This is a genomic window from uncultured Halorubrum sp. (assembly GCF_937146585.1).
Lineage (GTDB): Archaea > Halobacteriota > Halobacteria > Halobacteriales > Haloferacaceae > Halorubrum > Halorubrum miltondacostae.
Window position 1 is genome coordinate 1 of sequence record NZ_CAKZRO010000059.1, and the last position, 19165, is coordinate 19165.

The 19165-nt window shown below is 69.6% G+C and carries 22 protein-coding genes and 1 pseudogene; 13 read left to right on the plus strand and 10 right to left on the minus strand.

Going from position 1 to position 19165, the window contains the following annotated elements; translation table 11 throughout:
* Nucleotides 1-91: 91 nt before the first annotated feature.
* Nucleotides 92-346, minus strand: coding sequence for a hypothetical protein (locus Q0116_RS05355; protein ID WP_297886215.1), 255 nt, complete (start codon nucleotides 344-346; stop codon nucleotides 92-94).
* A gap of 416 nt (nucleotides 347-762) precedes the next feature.
* On the opposite strand from Q0116_RS05355, the gene Q0116_RS05360 reads away from it, so the two are divergent.
* Nucleotides 763-1005 carry a ferredoxin gene (locus tag Q0116_RS05360; RefSeq protein WP_297886217.1) on the plus strand — a complete coding sequence of 81 codons (243 nt, stop codon included), beginning with the start codon at nucleotides 763-765 and terminating at the stop codon, nucleotides 1003-1005.
* A 250-nt stretch (nucleotides 1006-1255) separates the two neighbouring features.
* On the opposite strand, the gene hemB is transcribed toward Q0116_RS05360, so the two are convergent.
* Genes hemB through Q0116_RS05375 form a run of 3 tightly spaced genes read right to left on the minus strand, consistent with a single transcriptional unit; the run spans nucleotide 1256 to nucleotide 3346 of the window.
* Nucleotides 1256-2236 (minus strand): porphobilinogen synthase, encoded by a 981-nt coding sequence (gene hemB, locus Q0116_RS05365; RefSeq protein ID WP_297886218.1) that lies wholly within the window; start codon nucleotides 2234-2236, stop codon nucleotides 1256-1258.
* Nucleotides 2237-2283: 47 nt separating this feature from the next.
* A complete protein-coding gene (locus tag Q0116_RS05370; RefSeq protein WP_006114727.1) occupies nucleotides 2284-2448 on the minus strand; it encodes a DUF6757 family protein in 165 nt (54 codons plus the stop codon).
* A gap of 25 nt (nucleotides 2449-2473) precedes the next feature.
* Entirely contained in the window at nucleotides 2474-3346 is an 873-nt protein-coding gene (locus Q0116_RS05375) for a PHP domain-containing protein (RefSeq protein WP_297886220.1), read from the minus strand.
* Nucleotides 3347-3494: 148 nt separating this feature from the next.
* Here Q0116_RS05375 and Q0116_RS05380 point away from each other — a divergent pair, with 148 nt between their 5' ends.
* Nucleotides 3495-3779: a DUF2795 domain-containing protein gene (locus Q0116_RS05380; RefSeq protein WP_297886222.1), complete on the plus strand. Its 285-nt coding sequence runs from the start codon at nucleotides 3495-3497 to the stop codon at nucleotides 3777-3779.
* Between the two features lie 60 nt (nucleotides 3780-3839).
* Here the strand turns inward: Q0116_RS05380 and Q0116_RS05385 are convergent, their stop codons facing one another.
* On the minus strand, nucleotides 3840-4889 hold the full coding sequence (locus tag Q0116_RS05385; RefSeq protein ID WP_297886223.1) for a DUF5784 family protein: 1050 nt from the start codon (nucleotides 4887-4889) through the stop codon (nucleotides 3840-3842).
* Nucleotides 4890-5014: 125 nt separating this feature from the next.
* On the opposite strand from Q0116_RS05385, the gene Q0116_RS05390 reads away from it, so the two are divergent.
* Nucleotides 5015-5182: a DUF5786 family protein gene (locus tag Q0116_RS05390; RefSeq protein WP_004599209.1), complete on the plus strand. Its 168-nt coding sequence runs from the start codon at nucleotides 5015-5017 to the stop codon at nucleotides 5180-5182.
* A 141-nt stretch (nucleotides 5183-5323) separates the two neighbouring features.
* Here the strand turns inward: Q0116_RS05390 and Q0116_RS05395 are convergent, their stop codons facing one another.
* Both Q0116_RS05395 and Q0116_RS05400 read right to left on the minus strand, forming a co-directional pair.
* Nucleotides 5324-5992: a hypothetical protein gene (locus Q0116_RS05395; RefSeq protein ID WP_297886225.1), complete on the minus strand. Its 669-nt coding sequence runs from the start codon at nucleotides 5990-5992 to the stop codon at nucleotides 5324-5326.
* Nucleotides 5989-6933 carry an NAD(P)H-binding protein gene (locus Q0116_RS05400; RefSeq protein WP_297886227.1) on the minus strand — a complete coding sequence of 315 codons (945 nt, stop codon included), beginning with the start codon at nucleotides 6931-6933 and terminating at the stop codon, nucleotides 5989-5991. The genes Q0116_RS05395 and Q0116_RS05400 overlap by 4 nt, the downstream gene beginning before the upstream one ends.
* A 139-nt stretch (nucleotides 6934-7072) precedes the next feature.
* Between Q0116_RS05400 and Q0116_RS05405 the strand changes: the two genes are divergently transcribed.
* From Q0116_RS05405 to Q0116_RS05420, 4 genes are all read left to right on the plus strand, one after another.
* Nucleotides 7073-7987, plus strand: a complete 915-nt coding sequence (locus Q0116_RS05405) for an MBL fold metallo-hydrolase (RefSeq protein ID WP_297886229.1) — start codon at nucleotides 7073-7075, stop codon at nucleotides 7985-7987.
* A 79-nt stretch (nucleotides 7988-8066) separates the two neighbouring features.
* A complete protein-coding gene (locus tag Q0116_RS05410) occupies nucleotides 8067-8672 on the plus strand; it encodes a hypothetical protein (RefSeq protein WP_297886231.1) in 606 nt (201 codons plus the stop codon).
* A gap of 7 nt (nucleotides 8673-8679) precedes the next feature.
* Complete coding sequence (locus tag Q0116_RS05415; RefSeq protein WP_297886232.1) at nucleotides 8680-9168, plus strand: hypothetical protein; 489 nt, start codon at nucleotides 8680-8682, stop codon at nucleotides 9166-9168.
* Nucleotides 9165-9797 carry a YigZ family protein gene (locus Q0116_RS05420; protein WP_297886234.1) on the plus strand — a complete coding sequence of 211 codons (633 nt, stop codon included), beginning with the start codon at nucleotides 9165-9167 and terminating at the stop codon, nucleotides 9795-9797. The genes Q0116_RS05415 and Q0116_RS05420 overlap by 4 nt, the downstream gene beginning before the upstream one ends.
* Before the next feature lie 33 nt (nucleotides 9798-9830).
* Here the strand turns inward: Q0116_RS05420 and Q0116_RS05425 are convergent, their stop codons facing one another.
* Entirely contained in the window at nucleotides 9831-11477 is a 1647-nt protein-coding gene (locus Q0116_RS05425; RefSeq protein WP_297886236.1) for a DNA-directed DNA polymerase II small subunit, read from the minus strand.
* A gap of 63 nt (nucleotides 11478-11540) precedes the next feature.
* Complete coding sequence (locus Q0116_RS05430) at nucleotides 11541-11717, minus strand: hypothetical protein (protein ID WP_297886238.1); 177 nt, start codon at nucleotides 11715-11717, stop codon at nucleotides 11541-11543.
* A 27-nt stretch (nucleotides 11718-11744) separates the two neighbouring features.
* Between Q0116_RS05430 and Q0116_RS05435 the strand changes: the two genes are divergently transcribed.
* Both Q0116_RS05435 and Q0116_RS05440 read left to right on the plus strand, forming a co-directional pair.
* Nucleotides 11745-12392 (plus strand): tetratricopeptide repeat protein, encoded by a 648-nt coding sequence (locus Q0116_RS05435; RefSeq protein ID WP_297886240.1) that lies wholly within the window; start codon nucleotides 11745-11747, stop codon nucleotides 12390-12392.
* A gap of 109 nt (nucleotides 12393-12501) precedes the next feature.
* Entirely contained in the window at nucleotides 12502-13647 is a 1146-nt protein-coding gene (locus tag Q0116_RS05440; RefSeq protein ID WP_297886242.1) for a S26 family signal peptidase, read from the plus strand.
* 48 nt (nucleotides 13648-13695) lie between these two features.
* Here the strand turns inward: Q0116_RS05440 and Q0116_RS05445 are convergent, their stop codons facing one another.
* Nucleotides 13696-15486 carry a Cdc6/Cdc18 family protein gene (locus Q0116_RS05445; protein WP_297886243.1) on the minus strand — a complete coding sequence of 597 codons (1791 nt, stop codon included), beginning with the start codon at nucleotides 15484-15486 and terminating at the stop codon, nucleotides 13696-13698.
* Between the two features lie 1068 nt (nucleotides 15487-16554).
* On the opposite strand from Q0116_RS05445, the gene Q0116_RS05450 reads away from it, so the two are divergent.
* From Q0116_RS05450 to Q0116_RS05465, 4 genes and pseudogenes are all read left to right on the plus strand, one after another.
* Nucleotides 16555-17196: an Era-like GTP-binding protein gene (locus tag Q0116_RS05450; RefSeq protein WP_297886245.1), complete on the plus strand. Its 642-nt coding sequence runs from the start codon at nucleotides 16555-16557 to the stop codon at nucleotides 17194-17196.
* Nucleotides 17196-17609 (plus strand): DUF2073 domain-containing protein, encoded by a 414-nt coding sequence (locus Q0116_RS05455; protein WP_297886247.1) that lies wholly within the window; start codon nucleotides 17196-17198, stop codon nucleotides 17607-17609. Before Q0116_RS05450 ends, Q0116_RS05455 begins: the two co-directional genes overlap by 1 nt.
* Nucleotides 17610-18302, plus strand: a complete 693-nt coding sequence (locus Q0116_RS05460) for a Zn-ribbon containing protein (RefSeq protein ID WP_297886248.1) — start codon at nucleotides 17610-17612, stop codon at nucleotides 18300-18302. It begins immediately after the preceding gene.
* Nucleotides 18303-18618: 316 nt separating this feature from the next.
* A pseudogene (locus Q0116_RS05465) lies at nucleotides 18619-19165 on the plus strand (aspartate kinase); the annotation flags it as partial.

The following is a 19165-nucleotide window of genomic DNA, read 5'->3' on the forward strand; positions in this document are numbered from 1 at the left end:
TCGTACTCACCACTGGGCATTTCGGTCACACGTTCCGCCGGTTCCCCCTTAACGGACTCGGTTGTGTGGGCCGATACGACGGTGGTATCCCTCAGACTGTGTCGTCGAGGTCGTGTTCGGTCGCCATCTTCGACGCCTCGGACGCGAACCGCTCGACCTCGTCGGCCGGGCTCTCGCCGAGCGCGCTCTCGTCGACCTCGCGGCCGGCGGTGATCCCGTCGCCCGTGACGAGCCGCTGTTCGGCCAGCTCCTTCGTGTGCATCCGCTCGCCGTCCGCGGTGGCGTAGGTGAGCCGGACGAGCCCCTTCGAGTCGAACTGCCGGTCGACGAGCCAGACCGTGGTCATACGCAGCGATGGGTGCCTGCGACGATTAAAACGGACGGTCGGCCGCCGGAAACCGCGGACGGAGATTGGTGTCGGAGAGGGGTGGCGGTGGCGCGTACCTGCGAGCGGCCGGAGCGAAGCGGAGGCCGCGAGGAGCACGCGCGAGGGAGTCGGCCGACCGAAGAGAGGCCGACGAGGTTGGGGAGGTGTGAGGCTGCGGTACTGGGTGGGACTCAAAGGGGTAGGGGGGAGGGCGCCGTAGGCGACGTAAGCACCGCAGGAAGCGAGCGAAGTGAGCGACCGAGGAGCACAGCGAGCGTACGGCGCCCTCCCGGCTGGGGCTTTGGAGGTGGTTTCTGCGGATCCGGTTTGGGAGTCGCTGGAGTCCCGCAAGTCTCGCCGTCACCGCTTTGTATCGGCTCGCCGAACAAGCGGTCATGTACGTCGAGTTCGACCGCGACACCTGCGTCGGGATGTACCAGTGCGTCGCCGAGTGGGACGCCTTCGACAAGAACCTGAACGACGGGAAGGCCGATCTAGAAGGCAGCACCGAGGAGGAGGATGACCTGTTCGTCGTCGAGGTGCCCGACGGGGAGGAGTTCGACGCGAAGTTCGCGGCGCGGGTCTGCCCGGTCGACGCCATCGAGGTGTACGACGACGACGGCGAGCAGGTGGTGTAGACGGGCCCGGTCGCTCGATCGGTCGCGCACAGACAACAGCCGGTGTCTCGACCTGGGCGAACACCGCCTCGCGACTGCCCCTTCGAGTCCCGCCCCGCACAGCGACCGCAGCCTCACGCCTCCCCAACCTCGTCGGCCTCCCTTCGGTCGGCCGACTCCCTCGCACGCGCTCCTCGCGCCCTATCGGGCGCTCGGAGGCGCGCGCCGTGGTGGGTGCTTCGCCGGGCGCGTCGGCTGTGCCCGGTTCTATTTATAAGTGATCGGCCACGTCCTCGGCGAAGTACGTCACGATCAGGTCCGCGCCCGCGCGCTTGAGCGCCACGAGCGATTCGAGCGCGGTCGCCTCCAGGTCGAGCCACCCCTTCTCCGCGGCGGCGTGGAGCATCGCGTACTCCCCGGAGACGTTGTACGCCGCGATCGGTCGGTCGAACTCGCGCCGGAGGTCTCCGACGATGTCGAGATAGGGGAGTCCGGGCTTCACCATCAGCACGTCCGCGCCCTGCTCGGCGTCGAGCCGCGCCTCGCGGAGCGCCTCGCGGCGGTTCGCGGGGTCCATCTGGTAGTGCCGGCGGTCGCCGAACGCGGGCGCGCCGTCGGCGGCGTCGCGGAACGGGCCGTAGAAGGCCGACTCGTACTTCGCGGCGTAGCTCAGGATAGCGACCTCCTCGTGGCCCGCCGCGTCGAGCGCTTCGCGGATCGCCCCCACTTGCCCGTCGGTCATCGCCGAGGGGGCGACCACGTCCGCGCCCGCGTCGGCCTGCGACACCGCGGTGCGTGCGAGCAGGTCGAGGGTCGGGTCGTTCTTCACCGTGAGCGTCGGGTCCGCCTCGGCCGACTCCTCGATCACGCCGCAGTGGCCGTGATCGGTGTACTCGCAGAGGCAGACGTCGCCGATCACGGTGACGTCCGTCTCGGCGTCGATCCGGCGGATCGCGCGCTGGACGACGCCGTCGGCGGCGTACGCACGGCTCCCCTCGGGGTCTTTCGACTCGGGGACGCCGAAGAGGATCACGGCCTCGACGCCCGTCTCCCGGATCTCCGCGACGCGGTCGACCGCCTCGTCGACCGGCACGCGCTCGTGACCGGGCATCGTCTCGATGGGGACGCGCTCGTCGGTCGTCGCGTCGACGAACACGGGCGCGACCAGGTCCGACGCCGAGAGGGCGGTCTCGGCGACGAGCGGGCGGACGCCGTCGGTCCGGAGTCGGCGGGGACGGTCCGTGAGGTCCATACCGACCGTTCGAGGCCCGCCGACTTTTAGCGTTCGTCTCCGCGCGACTACTCGGAGGACTCGATGTCGATCCGGTCGCGGAGCTCCGCCAGCTCGTCCGACTCCGCGAGCTCCTCGACGCGCTGTTTGAAGTGGGACTCGCAGAGCCCGACGACCACGCCGCGCTGCTCGGCCTCGTACGTGGCCTCCCGGTCGCAGTAGTGACACCGCATACTCGGCACTCCGGTCGGCGCGGGCTTAATCTTGTTCGTCGGTCGTCGCGGCCGAGGGCGCTCCGGCCCCGAGCGCCTCGACCGGCACCGGCTCGGGGAGCCGCTCGCGGACGGGCTCGAACGCGGACGCGGTCAGCCCCGCGACGCCGAGCGTCCGCTCGTGCGCGTCCGTGCCGCCGGTTCGGAGCAGGTCGGCCTCGCCCGCGGCGCGGTCGATCCGCGCGTCGTCGACGGTGCGACCGTACGGGTAGAACCGCTCGACCGCGTCGATCGCGGCCGACTCGCGGGCGACGTCGAGCGCCTCGTCGACGCGCTCGTAGCGGAAGGGGTGTGCGAGCCCGACGAGCGCGCAGGCGTCGTCGAGGAGGGCGAGCCCCTCGTCGAGCGGCGTCACGTCGCGCGCGACGTAGCACGGGCCGTCGTTCCCGATCAGATCGTCGAACGCGCCGGCGTAGTCGTAGGGCGCGTCCGACTCGTCGATCGCCCGCGCGACGTGCGGTCGCCCCAGTCCGGCGCGCGGCTCAACGCCGAGGTCGACGTCCAGTCGCTCCTCGACCGCGTCGAGGATGGCCGCGCCGCGTTCGCGACGGTCTCGCTGGAGGCGGTCGATCTCCGCGTCGAGCGCGTCGGTGTGTTCGGCGGCGTAGCCGAGGAGGTCGAGCCGCTCGAACCCGGCGTCGACGCGGAGTTCGATCCCCCGGACGATCCGGACGCCGCCGTGCTCGACGACCGGAGCGTCGAGCCCGGGGTGGACGCGGTCGTGGTCGGTGACGGCGACCCAGTCGACGCCGGCGTCGCGGGCGGCCGCGGGCACCTCGTCGATCGTCATCGTGCCGTCCGAGACGTCGGTGTGCGCGTGGAGGTCGGCGACCACCGGATCCGCTGAGTCTGCGGGCATGACCGTCGGTAGCGCCGCCCGGCACTAAGCGACGGCGGTCCGTCGGGGGACCGGCCGAGGGAGCAGTATAAGGTCGTATAAGGAATCCCCTCCGACTAAGGTCGTACATGGACAATCATTAAGAACCATCGCGGACTCCGATCTGTTGATGCGCTTGAACGGCGTCGACGACCGACTCGAACGGCACCAGTACCCGACCACCTCTGAGGAGATCATCGCGGCTCACGGAAACGCGACCGTAGAGCTCGCGAACGGGTCCGAGCGGCTCGGCGACGTCTTGGAGCGGTTCGGCGATCAGACGTTCGAAGACCCGGAGGACGTGTTCACCACCCTCCGGGCGGGCGTCTGTCACCGCGGAGTCGGTCGACGGTTCTACTCGGACCGCGACCCGACCACCGACGCGGAGGACGGACCGACGCCGGTCTCGTTCTGACGCGGCGAACCGACCGGCGATCCATACCCTTTTTCGAGGCCCGAACCCGGAGCGACGCGGCTACGAGACGCCGTCGATGATCCCGGAGAGGTCGACCGGGCTCGATCCCTTCCGGTACCCCTCGATGTCGCCGTCCGGCTCGGCGCGGTAGACGACCGCGGGCTTGTGCCGGACCGCGGGTTCGTTCTCGCGCACGGCGGCCCACTCGTCGGCGGGGAACGACGAGCAGTCGACGAACAGCGTGACGCCGCCGGCGTGGGCCGCGAGCTGTCCGCTGGTCTTCGTCTCGGCGGTGTCGCGGACGGCCGCGACGGGGTCGTTCGCGGAGCGACCGGCGGTGGGCTGCGGCCGCGTCACCTCGACGAGGTGGCCGGTCCCGGTGTCGGGATCCGTCGCGCGGAAGTCGAGCGAGTGACCCGTCGTCACCTCGATCTCCGGCGTTATCTCGTAGCCCGCCCGCGTGAGGATCCGGGCCGCGGTGAACTCGGCTATCGCCGCGCTCATTCGGACGAGGTCCCGCGAGGCGGACGTGCCCAGCTTCCCGGCCATCACCTCGCGGTGGTCGTCGAGGATCCCCGGCCGGAGCGTCTCCTCGACGAAGCCGGTCGCCGCGTCGCGGGTCGCGTCCGGGAACCCGGCGGCGTGGTCGCGGAAGAACGCCCGGCTCGTCTCCGCGCCGTCCTTCGAGCAGAAGACGGGGAGGAAGAACCACGAGACGTGCGGGTAGTCGGCCAGCCACGGCTCGTCGTCGTGGAGCCCGGCGAGCAGCTCCCGCTGCGCCCACCGCGAGACCGGGTACGGGGCCTCGTCGAACCCGTACTTGTCCGTCCGCCAGAGCTCGCTCGGCGTCTCCGTGTTGCCCAGCCAGTAGCCCGCCGGGCCGCCGCCGGCGTCGGCGGGCGGGTCGGCGTCGTCGTCGGTCCAGCAGAACAGCGCGAAGGACCCGTCGTCCATGTCGAACCGGCGCGCCTCGTAGCCGGGCGGCGGCGCGAACCACGGGTCGCCGGCGGTCGCCCCGAGGTTCTCGTCGAGGGGGCGACGGAGCTGCGACCGGACCCGGTCCGGGGTCCACCGGCCGGGCGAGCGCCTGAAGCGGAGCGGTTGTGCCACGGGCGTGAAGTATCACGTCGCGGGGTTAATCGATTCCGGTGAACTGGGCCGGACGTTCATCATCGATGATACGTTTACCAACAAGTATATTACAAGAAGCGGCCAAGTGTAGTCGTACCATGTCAATGGGTGCCTATGACGAGGCCGAACACGAGCGTCGCGAGAAGAAGACCAGCGAAGTCGACGCGGACTTCGACGCGGAGCGGCCCGAGTACTCCGGTTCGCTGACCTACGACTCGGGCGACTCCACGGAGGCACTCCTCGACAAGTTCGAAGAGCTCCAGGGGAAGTGACGCGGCCGCGGCGACGCCGCGCCTTCTAATTCCGTTCTCGAACGCCGATAGCGACCGCGCTGTCGATGACATCCACACCGCCGATAGCGACCGCGACGGTCGAAGATTGAGTCGCGCTCGGAGAGGCCGGACGGTCGCGTCTCAGGTGAGCAGAATGGCCGCGCCGCAGACGAGCGCGACCGCGATGACGTGTCCGACGACCGCGCCGAGCAGCACGGGCTCGGTGAGCAGGAACGGGACGAGCGCCAGTTGGATCACGGAGAACCCGATGTTCTCGGCGTCGAGCCGCCGGACGGTCGCCCGCTCGTCGGGCGAGAGGTCGACGTTGACCGCGCGCCACAGCGCGACGACGGCGCTCCACCACGAGGTGCCGATGCGGTACGTCAGGTCCCAGAGGACGAGCAGCGTGAGGTAGACGACGGGGATCGGCGGCTCCGCGCCGAACAGCCGGTCGATGAGGGTCCCGTCCCACGCGAACAGGTACGTCACGAGGGCGATGAACGCCAGCACGCCCAACACGATCTCGATGCTCGACCCGAACAGCAGCCGCTTGTGTTCGGGCGGGGTCCCGAGCAGGCGGTTCTTCGCGCCCAGCCGGTGCATCTCGACGCTGCCGATCGCGGCGATGACGACGGCGACGGTCCCGGCGGCCACGGCGTCCCACGTCCCGTAGTACCAGCCGAGGCCCAACACGCCGACCTCGAAGATGACGAACTGGAGCGCGACCGCCAGCGTGCGCGGGACGTCGAGCCCCGGGATCCCGCCCACGAGGCTCTCGTACACCCACGTCTCGCCGTACTCTCGGCTCACGGCGATACCCCGGGAACCGCGCTCAGTCGCGACGCCTCCGCGTTCCGCGACTCGGTCAGGGCGCGGGCGACTCCGAGCTCGAACGGCGTGAGCTCGATCGGGACGAACTCGCGGATCCGGTCGTCCTCGACGATCACGGTGTTGCGGAGCCCCTCGACCAGCGACCGGGCGAGGTAGGGGTTCACGTCGGTGACGAGTCGGAGCCACCGGGCCGACAGCTCCGGGCTCAACACGGGCACCCTGACGATCCGGAGGCCTCCGCCGAGCTGTCGCCTGGTCCGCCGGAGGATCTCGGCGTAGGTCAACACCTCGGGGCCGCCGATCTCAAAGGTCTCGCCCGCGGTCTCGGGGACCTCGAGGACGCCCGCGAGGTACGCGACCACGTCGGCTATCGCGATCGGCTGACACAGCGTGTCCACCCACTTCGGGGTGACCATCACCGGAAGCCGTCGCGCGAGTCCGGCGATCACCTCGAAGCTCGCGCTGCCCGCGCCGATGATGATCGCGGCCCGGAGCGTCGTGAGCGCCGGGTCGCCCTCGCCGAGGATCCGCTCGACCTCGCGGCGGGACCGGAGGTGTTCGGAGAGCTCCTCGCGGTCCTCGCCGAGCCCGCCGAGGTAGACGATCCGCTCGATCCCCGCGTCGGAGGCGGCCGCGGCGAAGTTGGTCGCGCAGTTGCGGTCGCGCTCCTCGTACCCGGGGCCGCCGTCCATCGAGTGGACGAGGTAGTACGCGGCGTCGACGGTCTCGCCGTCGAGTTCGAACGCCGGCGGCAGCGTGTCCGGCTCCAAGAGGTCGCCCTCGACGACGCTGACGCCGTCGGGGGGCGCGTAGCCGTCGGCGTCGCGGACGAGCGCGACCACGTCGTGGCCGCGGGAGAGGAGCGCCGGGATCAGCCGGCTCCCGACGAATCCGGTCGCACCGGTGACGAGCACTCGCATACCGTTCTCTCGGGCGGAACGACCATAAGCCTCGGCCCGTCCGGAGCGGCGAGGCGACCGCGACGACGGCGCGAACCGCCGCCGAAAGAGACGCCTCGCGGACCGATCGCTAGAAGTGCCCCCGGGTTCCTCGTCCGGTATGCGCGCAGGCGAGTTCGAACCGGTCCGCGAGGTCGAGGACCTCTACGTCCACGACACCGGCATGTTCGACACCGACGAGTACGGCGCGGTCTACGTGTACGACGCCGAGCGACCGATCGTGATCGACACCGGGACGGGGGCGAACCGGGAGGCGCTGTTCGAGAGCGTCGCCGAGATCGGGATCGATCGCGACGAGTTGGCGTGGATCCTCCCGACCCACGCCCACCTCGACCACGCGGGCGGCGCGGGCTACCTCGCGGAGCGCTATCCGAACGCCGAGGTCCGGGTGCCTGAAAAGGGGGTCCGCCACCTCGTCGACCCCGGGGCGCTCGTCGCGGGGACCAAGTCGGCGGTCGGCGACCAGTGGGAGCACTACGCGGAGCCGAAGCCGGTCCCCGACGACCGGATCGAGGGCGTCGCCGAGGGCGACCGGATCGACCTCGGCGACCGCGAGCTCGTCGTTCACGAGGCGCCCGGCCACGCGCCGCACCACGCGGTGTACCACGACCCGGAGGCGGACGTCGTGTTCGCCGCCGACGCCGCGGGCATCTACGTCCCCGAGGTCGACGCCGTGACGCCGACGACCCCGCCGCCGCAGTTCGACTTCGAGCAGTGCCTCGACGACATCCGACTGATCGAGGACCTCGACCCCGACACGATCTGTTTCGGCCACTTCGGGCCGCGGCGCTGCGACGCCGACCTGCTCGGCGAGGCGAAGCGGGCGTACGTCGAGTGGGTCGAGCGCGTCCGGGAGAAGCGCGCCGAACTCGACGACGACGAGGCGGTCGTCGAACATTTCGAGGCGGCGAGCCGCGACATCGACTACTGGAACCCCGAGCGGGCGCGAGCCAACACGAGCCTGAACGTTCGCGGCGTGTTGACGTACCTTGATCGCGTCGACGACGCGGCGTGAGCCCGCGGGACGGCGCGGCGCGGGGAGCGCGGAGTCGAGAGAAACGCCCTAAACCCCGCCGCACGTAGGCGGGAGACAGATGGGCATCTTCGACACGATACGGGCCGTGCTCGGGACCAGCGCCGAGACCGACGCGACCCGCGAGGCGGACCCCGAGGACCTCTTCGGGATGTCGACCGCCTACATGACGATGGAGGCGGACCTCCGCTACGACCACTGCGGCGAGGCCGCGCTCTGCTTCTCCGGCGTCGACAGCACCCGCTTCGACGAGGCGGTCGAGACCGTCGAGGCGATCTTAGAGGCCGGCGAGATCGACACCGGCACCGGCTTCCACCGGTACGAGGACGACCACGGCTACCAGTGGTTCGTCCTCGAGGACGACGACCCCGAGGACCTGGTGACGAGCGTCCACTTCGCGGCCGACCAGTTCATCGAGGAGGGGTTCGGCTCGCGGCTGCTCGCGGCCGTGTTCGGCTTCGAGAACGACGACGGTCCCGCCTACTGGGTCTACTCGTTCCGGCGCGGGGCGTACTACCCGTTCGCGCCGCGGGGGACGAACGACCGGAGCCAGCAGGTCGAGTTCAAGCTCCAGTCGGTCCTCGACGGCGAGCTCGGCTTGGAGGACGACGAGTCGTACTGGTACCCGCTGTGGCCGGACGCGCGCGGGAACCACCCGTGGGAGTGAGGGCACGATGAGCGCTGACACCGAGACCGGCGGAACGGACCCGAGCCGGGACCGGGAAGTCGCCGGGCGCGACGCACCGAGAAAACGCCTCCTCCGGTGGGTCGCCGTCCAGGCCGCGGCCGTCGCCGCGGCGGTCCATCTCCTGTGGGCGTGGCCGCGGCTCGGCTCGCCCCCGGACGCCCGCCCGTACCTGTTCGTCGCCGGGAGCGCGCTCGCGGTGGCCGTCGCGGTCGCGACGCTGCGGGCCGGCGAGTACCGCCGGCTGTACGCGCTCGGCGCGGGGACGCTTGGCGCGTTCCTCGGCGGATACCTCGCGTGGCACGGGACGGGCGCGCCCGCGGCGCTCGCGGCGGAGCCGCTGGCGGTCGTGGCGGCGGTCGTCGAGGTCGTCGGGGTCGTCGCCTTCCTCGCGCTGTTCCGCCTCGCGCCGCCGACGAGCGTCGTCGTCGACCGCCGGCGCGAGGAGGAGCCCGACGCGGAGGACCGGACGCCGTGACCGACGCGTACCGGACGGTCGCCGAGCGCGCGACCGCGCGGTTCGAGGTCCAGGGGTCGGAGTTCCTCGGCCACGTCGCGCCAGTCGACACGGTCGAGGGGGCGGAGTCGTTCGTCGAGGCGGTCCGGAGCGAGTACGCCGACGCGACCCACAACGTCCCCGCGTACCGGGTCCCGGCGGGCGAGCCCTCCGAGCGAGCGCCGGGGTCGGAGCCGATGCTCAGGGAGTACTCCTCCGACGACGGCGAGCCGACCGGCTCCGCCGGGAAGCCTGCGCTGAACGTGCTCCAGCAGCGAGGGATCCGGAACGTCGTCGCGGTGGTGACCCGGTACTACGGGGGGACGAACCTCGGCGTCGGGGGGCTCGCCCGCGCGTACTCGCGTGCGGTGAAGGACGGCGTCGACGCGGCGGGAGTGACCGAGGAGCGCCCGCACCGGACGCTCGTCGTCGAGACCGAGTACGACGACTCGGGGACGGTCCGTGGGGTGATCGAGTCGACGGGCGTCGAGTTCGACGCCGACTACGGCGAGCGGGTCCGGTTCGACCTCCGAGTGCCGGTCGCGGAGGTCGACGCGCTCCGCGAGCGGCTCAACGACGCGACGAGCGGGCGGGTCGAGATCGATCGATAGCGGTCGGGAGGGGGTCGTTCGTTCCGGGTCAGCTCACGAGAACTTCCGGACCGTCATGTCGAGCGTGTCGAGGTCGAGGATCGGCGCGTAGCCGGCGTCGGGGTCGATGTTGACGGACTTCTGGAAGTCGGTCTGGGCCTGCCAGCAGCCGGAGTTGACCGCGAGCACGTTGTGGTACTTCCCCCAGCCGAGCTTGTGGACGTGGCCGGTGTGGAACACGTCGGGCACGTCCTCGATGACGAGGTAGTCGCGCTCCTCCGGCGCGACGCGGGTGTGCCCGCCGAACTGCGGCGCGACGTGGCGCTTCTTCAGCAGCTGGTACATCGCCTTGTGCGGCTCGTCGTAGCTCGCCTTCTCCTCGGGCAGCTCCGCGATCACCTCGTCGAGCGAGACGCCGTGGTACATCAGCACCTCGACGCCCTCGACGGAGACCGTCGCCGGGTTCGAGACGATCCGGGCGTCGTGGACGTCCATTATCTCCCGTATCTCGTCGTTGAACCCGGGCTGCGGCTCCGCGAGCCGGACCGCGTCGTGGTTGCCCGGGATCATCACGATCTCGGTGTCCGCCGGCACCTCCTTGAGGTGCTCGGCGAAGACCTCGTACTGCTCGTAGATGTCGACGATGTCCAACTCCTCGTCCTGGTTCGGGTAGACGCCGACGCCCTCGACCATGTCGCCCGCGAGCAGCAGGTACTCGACGGGGTCGGCCTCGGGCGTGTGGAGCCAGTCGGTGAACCCGTGCCACGCGTCGGCCATGAACTCGTCGCTGCCGACGTGGACGTCGGAGATCAGCGCGGCCTGAACGTGGCGGTCGGCCCCGCCGGGGTTGTGAGTGCGGGGAACGTCCGGGAAGTGGAGCGAGTCGGCGAAGAGGATCCCGGCGTCGTCGGCGAGCGTCCCCTCGACCGCGACGCACTCGTCCAACAGGATCTCGTCGACGACGTCGGCGAGCCCCTTGTCCTTCATCACGAGGGCCGGGAAGGTCCCGGTCGTGTCCTCCAGTTCGACCAGCCAATGGCCGGACTTCGTGGAGCGCACGTCGTTGACGAGGCCGATCATCGCGGCGTCGCTGCCGCCGGGCATGTTCGCGATCGCCTCGGCGGGCCGGTGGTTGACGCGGCCGCGGAGGATCTTCGAGAGCCGCTCGTAGCGGTCCCGGAACGTCGTGACGAAGTCGCTGTACTCGCCGGTCCCGGTGCTGCGGCCGGTCATGTCGTTGCCGACCGACAGGTCGCGGAGGTCGGGATCGCGGGAGCGTTCGGTGTCCGGCGTCCCCGCGGGGTTGGCAGTGGAAGTGTCGGGAGCAGTGGTGTCGACGGCGGAACCGCCGGTCGCGGGGGCGTCGGCGGTCGGCGCGTCCGCGGCGGCTGGCCCGGCGTCGGTCGTCGGGTCGGAGGCCAGTTCGGAACTCGGCTGGTCGCCTGCCCCGGACCCCTTCGTTTCAACTGGAGATTGTCCGGTCTCGTCGGGAGCAGCGCCCGATCTGTCGGTGTCGGCGATCGCGTCGCGGACGTGGTCGGCCGTGATCCGGAGCGCGTCGTCCGGGGCGCGGTCGACCGCGGCCGCGACCGCCGCGGCCGGGTCCGCCGCGCCCGCGAGCAGGGTGACCGCCTCGCGCTCGGCGTTGTAGCCGCGCTGGGCGAGGGCCTTCGCGATCCGGGCGTTCGACTCCAGCGGCACGCTACCCGAAAGGGGAGTAGCCGGCAAAACCGTTCCGGACGGCGCGGACCGGTCGGGGGATCGCTACGCGTCCACCGACACCGTGCCGGTCCGCTTGAGGCTCCCGGCGGCCGAGTCGACCGCGCTGTCGATGGCGCCGGAGAACTCGCCCTTCCGACGGGGGCTGAACGTGGTGCTGAGGAGCCCCTGTTTCCCCTTGCCGTCGGCCTGTCGCTCGCCGTCGGAGACCTGAACCTCCACGGTCGGGCGCCCGCCGAAGGAGGGGAGGTGGTCCGACCGGACCGCGCCCTGCTGTTTGAGGAAGCTGCAGACGGCCCGCTGGCTCGGCACGCGGATCCGGGTGACGGTGAAGGACACGTCGGTCTCGACGGGCATCTGCTTGGGGTTCTCGATCGCGCGCTCCTCAACACCGCCGCGTGGATCGAGGTCGCGAGCGACGAGTACGCGGCCGCCGAGCGGCGACTCCGCGCGGCGGGGTGGTACGGCGAGGACCTGCCGCCGTGCGGGGAGCGCTCGGACACGCTCTACTATCGCTCGAAGCTCGCCCGGCTCCGGGGCGACCTCGACGCGGCGGAGCGGCGGCTCTCGGAGACGATCGACCTGGACCGCGAACTCGGCAACCGGCAGAACGTCTCGTCGTCGCTGAAGTCGCTCGGCGACGTCGCTCGCGACCGTGGCGACCCGGAGACCGCGGCACAGCGGTACCGCTCCAGCTTGGAGCTCAAGCGCCGGCTGGGAGACCGAGGCGGGGAGGCCGACGTCCTCCGCGCTCTCGGCGAGGCGTGTCGTCGGCTCGGGAGGCCGGACGCCGCGACGGAGCGGCTCGCCGACGCGGTCGACCTCGCCGCGGATCTGGGGGCGACCGAGCGGCGCGAGCGACTCCGGACGCTCCGCGGGGAGCTTCGCGACGTCTGATCGAGGGGGCTCGCCATTCCCGGGAGGCGTCGCGCCTTTCGCGGATCGGAGCCGTCGCCGTGCGGCCGGACCCGGAAGCTTATGAGCGAAACCCGACAAGGCCGGGGTAATGGACGAAGGGGATCGGCCGACGGACTCCGGTGGGTCGGCCGGTCGAGACGAAGCCGAGGAGACCGATTCCGAAAGAAACCCGGACGAGGCGGCCGACGATCCGTTCGACGGGGATCCCGAACGACCGCCCGACGAGGATCGCGAGCGGTCGACCGACGGGACCGTCGACCCGGGGCGTGGAGACGACGAAACCGTCGGCCAAGGACACGGAGACGACGAGGGCCGTTCCGAGTCGCCCGCGGGGAGAGCGGTCGGAGACGGGGAGCCGATCGGACCGAGCACCGAACCGGAACCGAAGTCGGATCCGGACGAGGCCGGAGTCGAGGACGCGTCCGTCGCTGACGATGGAGCCTTGGCGGATTCGGACGATACTCCGGCTGCGGCTGCGGAAGACGCCGAAGCACGGCACCGGTCTGTACCCCGCGAAGCGACGGAGAGCGACGGCGAGGAGTCGCTCCTGTACCGGTTCCGCCACGATCGGGAGGGCGCGCTGATGTGGATCCGGGAGATGCTGACGAGCGTCGGCGTGGTCCTCCTCGCGGGGCTGCTCCTGTTCGCCGTCAGCGGCGTGTGGCCGCCGATGGTCGCCGTCGAGTCCGGGAGCATGGAGCCGAACATGCGGGTCGGGGACCTGGTGTTCGTCACCGAGCCCGGGCAGTTCGCGCCGGACGCGGCCGACAACGACGTCGGCGTCGTCACGCACGAGGTGGGCGAGTCCGTCGACTACCGGACGTTCGGGTCCTACGGTTCGGTGGTGATATACGCGCCGCCGGGGCGGTCCGGGTCGCCGATCATCCACCGCGCCATGTTCCACGTGACCGAGGGCGAGAACTGGTACGACCGCGCCGACGAGCGGTATCACAGCGCCGTCGACTGCGGCTCGCTCGCTCACTGCCCGGCGCCCCACGACGGGTTCGTCACGCTCGGGGACAACAACGAGGCCTACGACCAGGCCAGCGGCCTCTCGCCGCCGGTCAGGGCCGAGTGGGTGCGGGGCGTGGCGCGGGTCCGGGTCCCGTACCTCGGATACATTCGCCTGATCGCGACCGGACAGGTGGAGTTGAACGAGGCGATCGCGCGGACGGTCGGGAGCAGCCTCTCCCCGGCGTCGTCGGTCTCGGGAGCGGCGGACGCCGCGACGTAAGCGCGGTCGGGGCGCGTCGGCGTCGGGGATACCGGGACCGACGCGGCGTCAGTTGTCGAAGCGCGCCTGGACGAACGGCTGCGCGTTCTCGATGTCGCCGAGCCGGGAATCCGACAGGAGGACGGCCTCGGTCTCCTCGACCGGGACCGAGAGGCCCATCTCCTTCGTGCGCCCGTAGCGGCCCTTGGAGACGACGACGGCGTTGACGATCCCGAGCATGTCGAGCTCGCTGATGAGGTCGGTGACGCGCCGTTGCGTGAGGACGTCGGCGTCGATCTCCTCGCAGAGCCGCTTGTAGATGTTGAACACCTCGCCGGTGTTGATGTTGTGGACGCCGTTCTTCTCCAAGAGGATCACGGCGAACAGGACTATCTTGCTCTGCGTCGGGAGGGTGCGGACGACCTCGACGACGCGGTCGAGTTCGATCTTGTCTTGCGCCTGCCGGACGTGCTTCTCCGCGACGATCTCGGCCTGGGAGCGCTCGGCGAGCTCGCCCGCCGTCCGGAGGAGGTCGAGGGCGCGGCGCGCGTCGCCGTGCTCCTGCGCCGCGAACGCCGCGCAGAGGGGGATCACGTCGTCGGTGAGCGCGTCGGGCTTGAACGCGGTGTCGGCGCGGTGCTGGAGGATGTCGCGGAGCTGGTTGGCGTCGTACGGCGGGAAGACGATCTCCTCCTCGCCGAGGCTCGACTTGACGCGGGGGTCGAGGAAGTCGGTGAACTTCAGGTCGTTCGAGATCCCCATGATCGAGATGCGTGAGCGGTCGAGCTCGGAGTTCATCCGCGAGAGGTTGTAGAGCGTGTCGTCGCCGCTCTTCTCGACGAGCTTGTCGATCTCGTCGAGCATGATCACGACCACGCGCTCGTGGTAGTCGACCGCCTCGAAGAACGTCGAGTAGACGCGGTCGGTCGGCCACCCCGTCATCGGGACCTCCTCCATCTCGTCGGCGTCGTCCTCCAGCGACTCGATCCGGTCGTCGAGCTCGTCGACCGAGTCGAACTCGGTGTCGGCGAGGACCGCGGCCGCGTCGCGACCGGCCGCCTCGGCGTCCGTCGCGTCGGCGCGGAGGCCTTCGAGGCGCTCCAGGCGGTCGGCGATCACCGCCTGGTTCTCCTCGATGAACGTGTTCGCGAGCTGGGCGAGGACGCGGTACTGGGTGTCGGTCACCTCGCAGTTAATGTACTCGACCTCGCAGGGGACGTCGTACTTCTGCGAGGTGGACTCGAGCTCCTGGGAGACGAACTTCGCCGAGGCCGTCTTGCCCGTCCCCGTCTTCCCGTAGATGAGTATGTTGGAGGGGGTCTCGCCGCGCAGCGCGGAGACGAGGATGGTCGCCATCCGGTTTATCTGATCGTTGCGGTGGGGAAGTTCGTGCGGGGTGTAGGAGGGACGCAGGACCTCCTTGTTCTCGAAGATCGGCTCGCCGGAGAGGAGGTCGTCGAACAGGCCCTGATTGTCGTCGCCGTCGTCGAGGACGACGCCGTCGAAGTCGACGTCCGGCGACGACCGGTCGCGACCGCCGTTGTCGAGTCCGGCCGTCCCGGACTCGGGATCGGCCGACAGCGAGTTCCCGTCGCTCGATAACGAGTCTCCGTCGCTCGACGGCGAGTTCTCGTCGAGATCGGAGTCGGGATCCGTCCCGATCGGGACGTCGGGGTCGAACTCCTTCGCGTCGGAGCCGGCGGCCTCCGCCCCTTCAGCTTCGCCCGCGGAGTCGTCGGCGTCGCGAGCCGAATCCTCGGTCGACGCGGCCTCCTCGGAGTCGCTACTGGCCTCCGAGTCGTCGCCGTCGTCCGGGTCGATGCCGCCGTCGGCCCGCGGTGTGTTGTCGCCTTCGTCCATGTGAACCCCTCCGTTTCGGGTGGAGACGGGCGGGTAAGACGCTTCAGACGCCGTCTCCAGCCCGAAATGCGGACTTGCGGTCGGAATCGATACCGACCACGTCCAGTTGATACAGTCGAACCAGATGAAGAGACGGTACAAAAGTGTTCCTCTCTGGAGTTGAAACGACCCCCTCTCCACCACAGTTGAGGCGGACCGGTGCTAATTTACACCGAGCGGCGGGGCGTATACTCCGGTCGGAAACCCGATATTATCGGTGTGCTACCGGGCCACTTCGAAGCCCCCTCGAGGTCGGTACCCGGTCGTTCGGGTCCAGGGCGGCTACTGTCGTTCGCTCGAACACCTCGACACGCACACTATCTCCATCTGAGTCAATGTAACCAAATTGGCACTTCTGTTCACGGGTCACGGCTCGTCGGTCCCGCTCGGTTATCGGTCCCGTCGTTTCGACGTGAAACGCAGGGGAACCCCCACACCCCTTCGTTTCGGGTGGAACGTCGATTGGGTGGGGGTGGGGGTCGTGAGGTGTAATTGTATAACGGTGGTTTTATTATACAATAATTAGAACAGTACCCTCGACAATCCTTCTCAGATTATATTGTAGTTGTTGGTGTTATTTTATAGGTGGAATATGTGGAATATTTGTTTGAGATGGATCGAGACGACGTCGACCCCGGACGCTCGTCATACCCCCCGGACCGTATCGGCCGTTCCAGTCGAAACGAAGGGGTGGGGGGCCACGACCGACTCACGCTAAAATCCCGCGAGCGACGAGCGTGTCTGCGGGCGCCTACGATTACCTCCCCTTTCCCTCCTTCCCCCGCCTACGATCACCTCCCCTTCTCCGCTCACGATCACGCCCCGGCATTTCCCGGAGCTCTCGCCCGACACCGAATTTCTGGTTCGTCCGGCGCCGACGCTCCGGATCGGGGATGTCTGACGCAGTTCTTAAGTGAGAGCGGCGAGCATTCTACCGTAATTCCCCGAACGGGCGTCGAGCGCTCGGTTCGAACGGCGTCGCGAAACCACCGCGGTGTTCGGGTAACCACACACGGACTGGAGGTCAGGATGGGACTGCTCACGAATCTCAGAGACAGCATATCGCGGGTCACGGACGGCCTGTTCGCGGCCGACGAGCCCAAGCGGATCGGGATCTACGGACCGCCGAACGCCGGTAAAACGACCCTCGCAAACCGGATCGCACGCGACTGGACGGGTGACGCCGTCGGGCCCGAGAGCCACATCCCGCACGAGACTCGCCGGGCCCGCCGGAAGGAGGACGTCGAGATCGAGCGCAACGGGCGCAAGGTCACCATCGACATCGTCGACACGCCCGGGGTGACGACGAAGGTCGACTACAAGGAGTTCTTGGACCACGACATGGAGAAGGACGACGCCGTCCGCCGGTCGCGCGAAGCGACCGAGGGCGTCGCGGAGGCGATGCACTGGCTCCGCGAGGACGTCGACGGCGTCATCTACGTGCTCGACTCGACGACGGACCCGTTCACGCAGGTGAACACGATGCTGATCGGGATCATCGAGTCGCAGGACCTCCCCGCGCTCATCCTCGCGAACAAGACGGACCTGGAGGGGTCGGACGTCCAGCAGATCGCGAACGCCTTCCCGCAGCACGAGACGATTCCGCTGTCGGCGCTGGAGGGCGACAACATGGACGAAGTGTACACCAAGATCGCGGAGTACTTCGGCTAATGGCCGGCCCGAAAGCCAACGTCGACGCCGCGGACGACCCGGACGACGGCGACGACGGCGTCCGGATCGACATGATAAGCGGCGCGCGGATGGAGGGGCTCACGGGCATGGAGAAGATCCGGCTCATCCTCGACGGCGTCCGCGAGGGCAACATCGTCATCCTCGAGGAGGGGCTCTCCCCGGACGAGGAGTCGAAGCTCATCGAGGTGACGATGACGGAGATCAGCCCCGACGACTTCACCGGCATCGAGATCGAGACGTACCCGAAGGCCGAGGCGGGCGACCAGAGCTTCCTCGACAAGCTGATGGGCCGCGAGTCGACCCAGAAGCTCACGGTGATCGGCCCGGCGAACCGGATCGAGACACTCCACAAAGACGAGAACCTCATCAGCACGCTCGTCTCCCGCAAGTAGATGCCCCACCAGTGTACCTCCTGCGGGCGGACGTTCCCCGACGGCTCCAAGGAGATGCTGTCGGGCTGTCCCGACTGCGGCGGGAACAAGTTCCAGTTCAAGCCCGCCGGCGCGACCGACGATGCGCCCGCCGGGCAGACCGGACCCGCCGCCGACCAGACCGGACCCGCCGCAGACTCGTCCGGGTCCCCCGGCGGGGCGTCCGGGTCTCCCGCCGATCCGGCCGATCAGTCGCGACCGACCCCCGACGAGGGCTCCGCGCCGACCGCGGACGACGGCGACGCCGAGCGACGGCCGAGCGAACCCGCGGACGCGACGCCGACCGATCCCGAAGCGAACGCCGACGCCGCCGCCGAACCCGACGGCACCGAGCAGATCGCGGACCGGAGCGACGAGGACACCGCGCAGGCGAGCGCGCGCTCCGAGGTCGTGTCGCCGGACGAGCTCGACCGCGCCAGTCAAGACGTCGAACCCTCCGAGACGCCGCCGGCCGAGGCGGAGCCGCAGCCGGGGATCGACGCCCTCCGCGACGAACTCAACGACCAGTTCGAGAGCATCCGGATCGTCAGCCCGGGGCAGTACGAGCTCAACCTGATGGAGCTGTACGACAGACAGGAGTACATCATCTCCCTCCAAGAGGACGGCCGGTACGTCATCGAGATGCCCGACGCCTGGGGCATCCAAGACGAGTAGCGCCGTCATTTCCATTCCGCGAGCCGAACGCCACGCCGCTTTTTCCCGCTGTGTCTCCAGTCGTCGACTCCGGTGATCGATCGTCGCATTTCCTCCGTTCGAACCCTCTCAGTTCGGGCGATTCGGTACTTCGGGCGACCCTTGTCGAAGAAGATACTGTTATCCGGCTTCCTCCGCTACGGGGTCGCATGTTTACCGATCGCTCTCGCCGACCGGGCCGGAACGCCGGTCCCGATCCGGGCCGTGCCGTCCCGATCGCCCGGCGCCGACCGCCCGCCGGTACCCGACCAGCCCGGACCCACCGCGGGGGAGCCGCATGCGCGTAGTCGCGAAGTTCGGGGGGACGAGCCTCGGCAGCGGCGACCGGATCGAGCGCGCCGCCGACTCCGTCGCGAGCGCCGTCGCGGCCGGCCACGAGATCGCGGTCGTCGCGAGCGCGATGGGCTCGACCACGGACGACCTCCTCGAGGACATCACCTTCGAGACGGACGACGCCGACCGCGCGGAGATCGTCTCGATGGGCGAGCGCACCAGCGTCCGCATGCTGAAGGCCGCGCTGTCCGTCCGCGACGTCGACGCCGTCTTCCTCGAACCCGGCCACCCGGACTGGCCGGTCGTCACCGACGAGCTCGGCGAGGTCGACGTCGCGGAGACGAAGCGACGGGCGCGGGAGATCGCGGCCGACATGGACGGGGTCGTCCCGATCATCACCGGGTTCCTCGCCGAGGACCACGAGGGGAACGTCACCACCCTCGGCCGGGGCGGGTCGGACACGACCGCCGTCATGCTGGGCAACTACATGAACGCGGACGAGGTCGTGATCGTCACCGACGTCGAGGGCGTGATGACCGGCGACCCCCGCG

Bases quoted from the DNA above. Each gene is read 5' to 3' on its own strand.
- Q0116_RS05355 (WP_297886215.1), bottom strand. From the start codon at position 346: ATGACCACGGTCTGGCTCGTCGACCGGCAGTTCGACTCGAAGGGGCTC.
- Q0116_RS05360 (WP_297886217.1), top strand. From the start codon at position 763: ATGTACGTCGAGTTCGACCGCGACACCTGCGTCGGGATGTACCAGTGC.
- hemB (WP_297886218.1), bottom strand. From the start codon at position 2,236: ATGGACCTCACGGACCGTCCCCGCCGACTCCGGACCGACGGCGTCCGC.
- Q0116_RS05370 (WP_006114727.1), bottom strand. From the start codon at position 2,448: ATGCGGTGTCACTACTGCGACCGGGAGGCCACGTACGAGGCCGAGCAG.
- Q0116_RS05375 (WP_297886220.1), bottom strand. From the start codon at position 3,346: ATGCCCGCAGACTCAGCGGATCCGGTGGTCGCCGACCTCCACGCGCAC.
- Q0116_RS05380 (WP_297886222.1), top strand. From the start codon at position 3,495: ATGCGCTTGAACGGCGTCGACGACCGACTCGAACGGCACCAGTACCCG.
- Q0116_RS05390 (WP_004599209.1), top strand. From the start codon at position 5,015: ATGGGTGCCTATGACGAGGCCGAACACGAGCGTCGCGAGAAGAAGACC.
- Q0116_RS05400 (WP_297886227.1), bottom strand. From the start codon at position 6,933: ATGCGAGTGCTCGTCACCGGTGCGACCGGATTCGTCGGGAGCCGGCTG.
- Q0116_RS05405 (WP_297886229.1), top strand. From the start codon at position 7,073: ATGCGCGCAGGCGAGTTCGAACCGGTCCGCGAGGTCGAGGACCTCTAC.
- Q0116_RS05410 (WP_297886231.1), top strand. From the start codon at position 8,067: ATGGGCATCTTCGACACGATACGGGCCGTGCTCGGGACCAGCGCCGAG.
- Q0116_RS05415 (WP_297886232.1), top strand. From the start codon at position 8,680: ATGAGCGCTGACACCGAGACCGGCGGAACGGACCCGAGCCGGGACCGG.
- Q0116_RS05440 (WP_297886242.1), top strand. From the start codon at position 12,502: ATGGACGAAGGGGATCGGCCGACGGACTCCGGTGGGTCGGCCGGTCGA.
- Q0116_RS05445 (WP_297886243.1), bottom strand. From the start codon at position 15,486: ATGGACGAAGGCGACAACACACCGCGGGCCGACGGCGGCATCGACCCG.
- Q0116_RS05450 (WP_297886245.1), top strand. From the start codon at position 16,555: ATGGGACTGCTCACGAATCTCAGAGACAGCATATCGCGGGTCACGGAC.
- Q0116_RS05455 (WP_297886247.1), top strand. From the start codon at position 17,196: ATGGCCGGCCCGAAAGCCAACGTCGACGCCGCGGACGACCCGGACGAC.
- Q0116_RS05460 (WP_297886248.1), top strand. From the start codon at position 17,610: ATGCCCCACCAGTGTACCTCCTGCGGGCGGACGTTCCCCGACGGCTCC.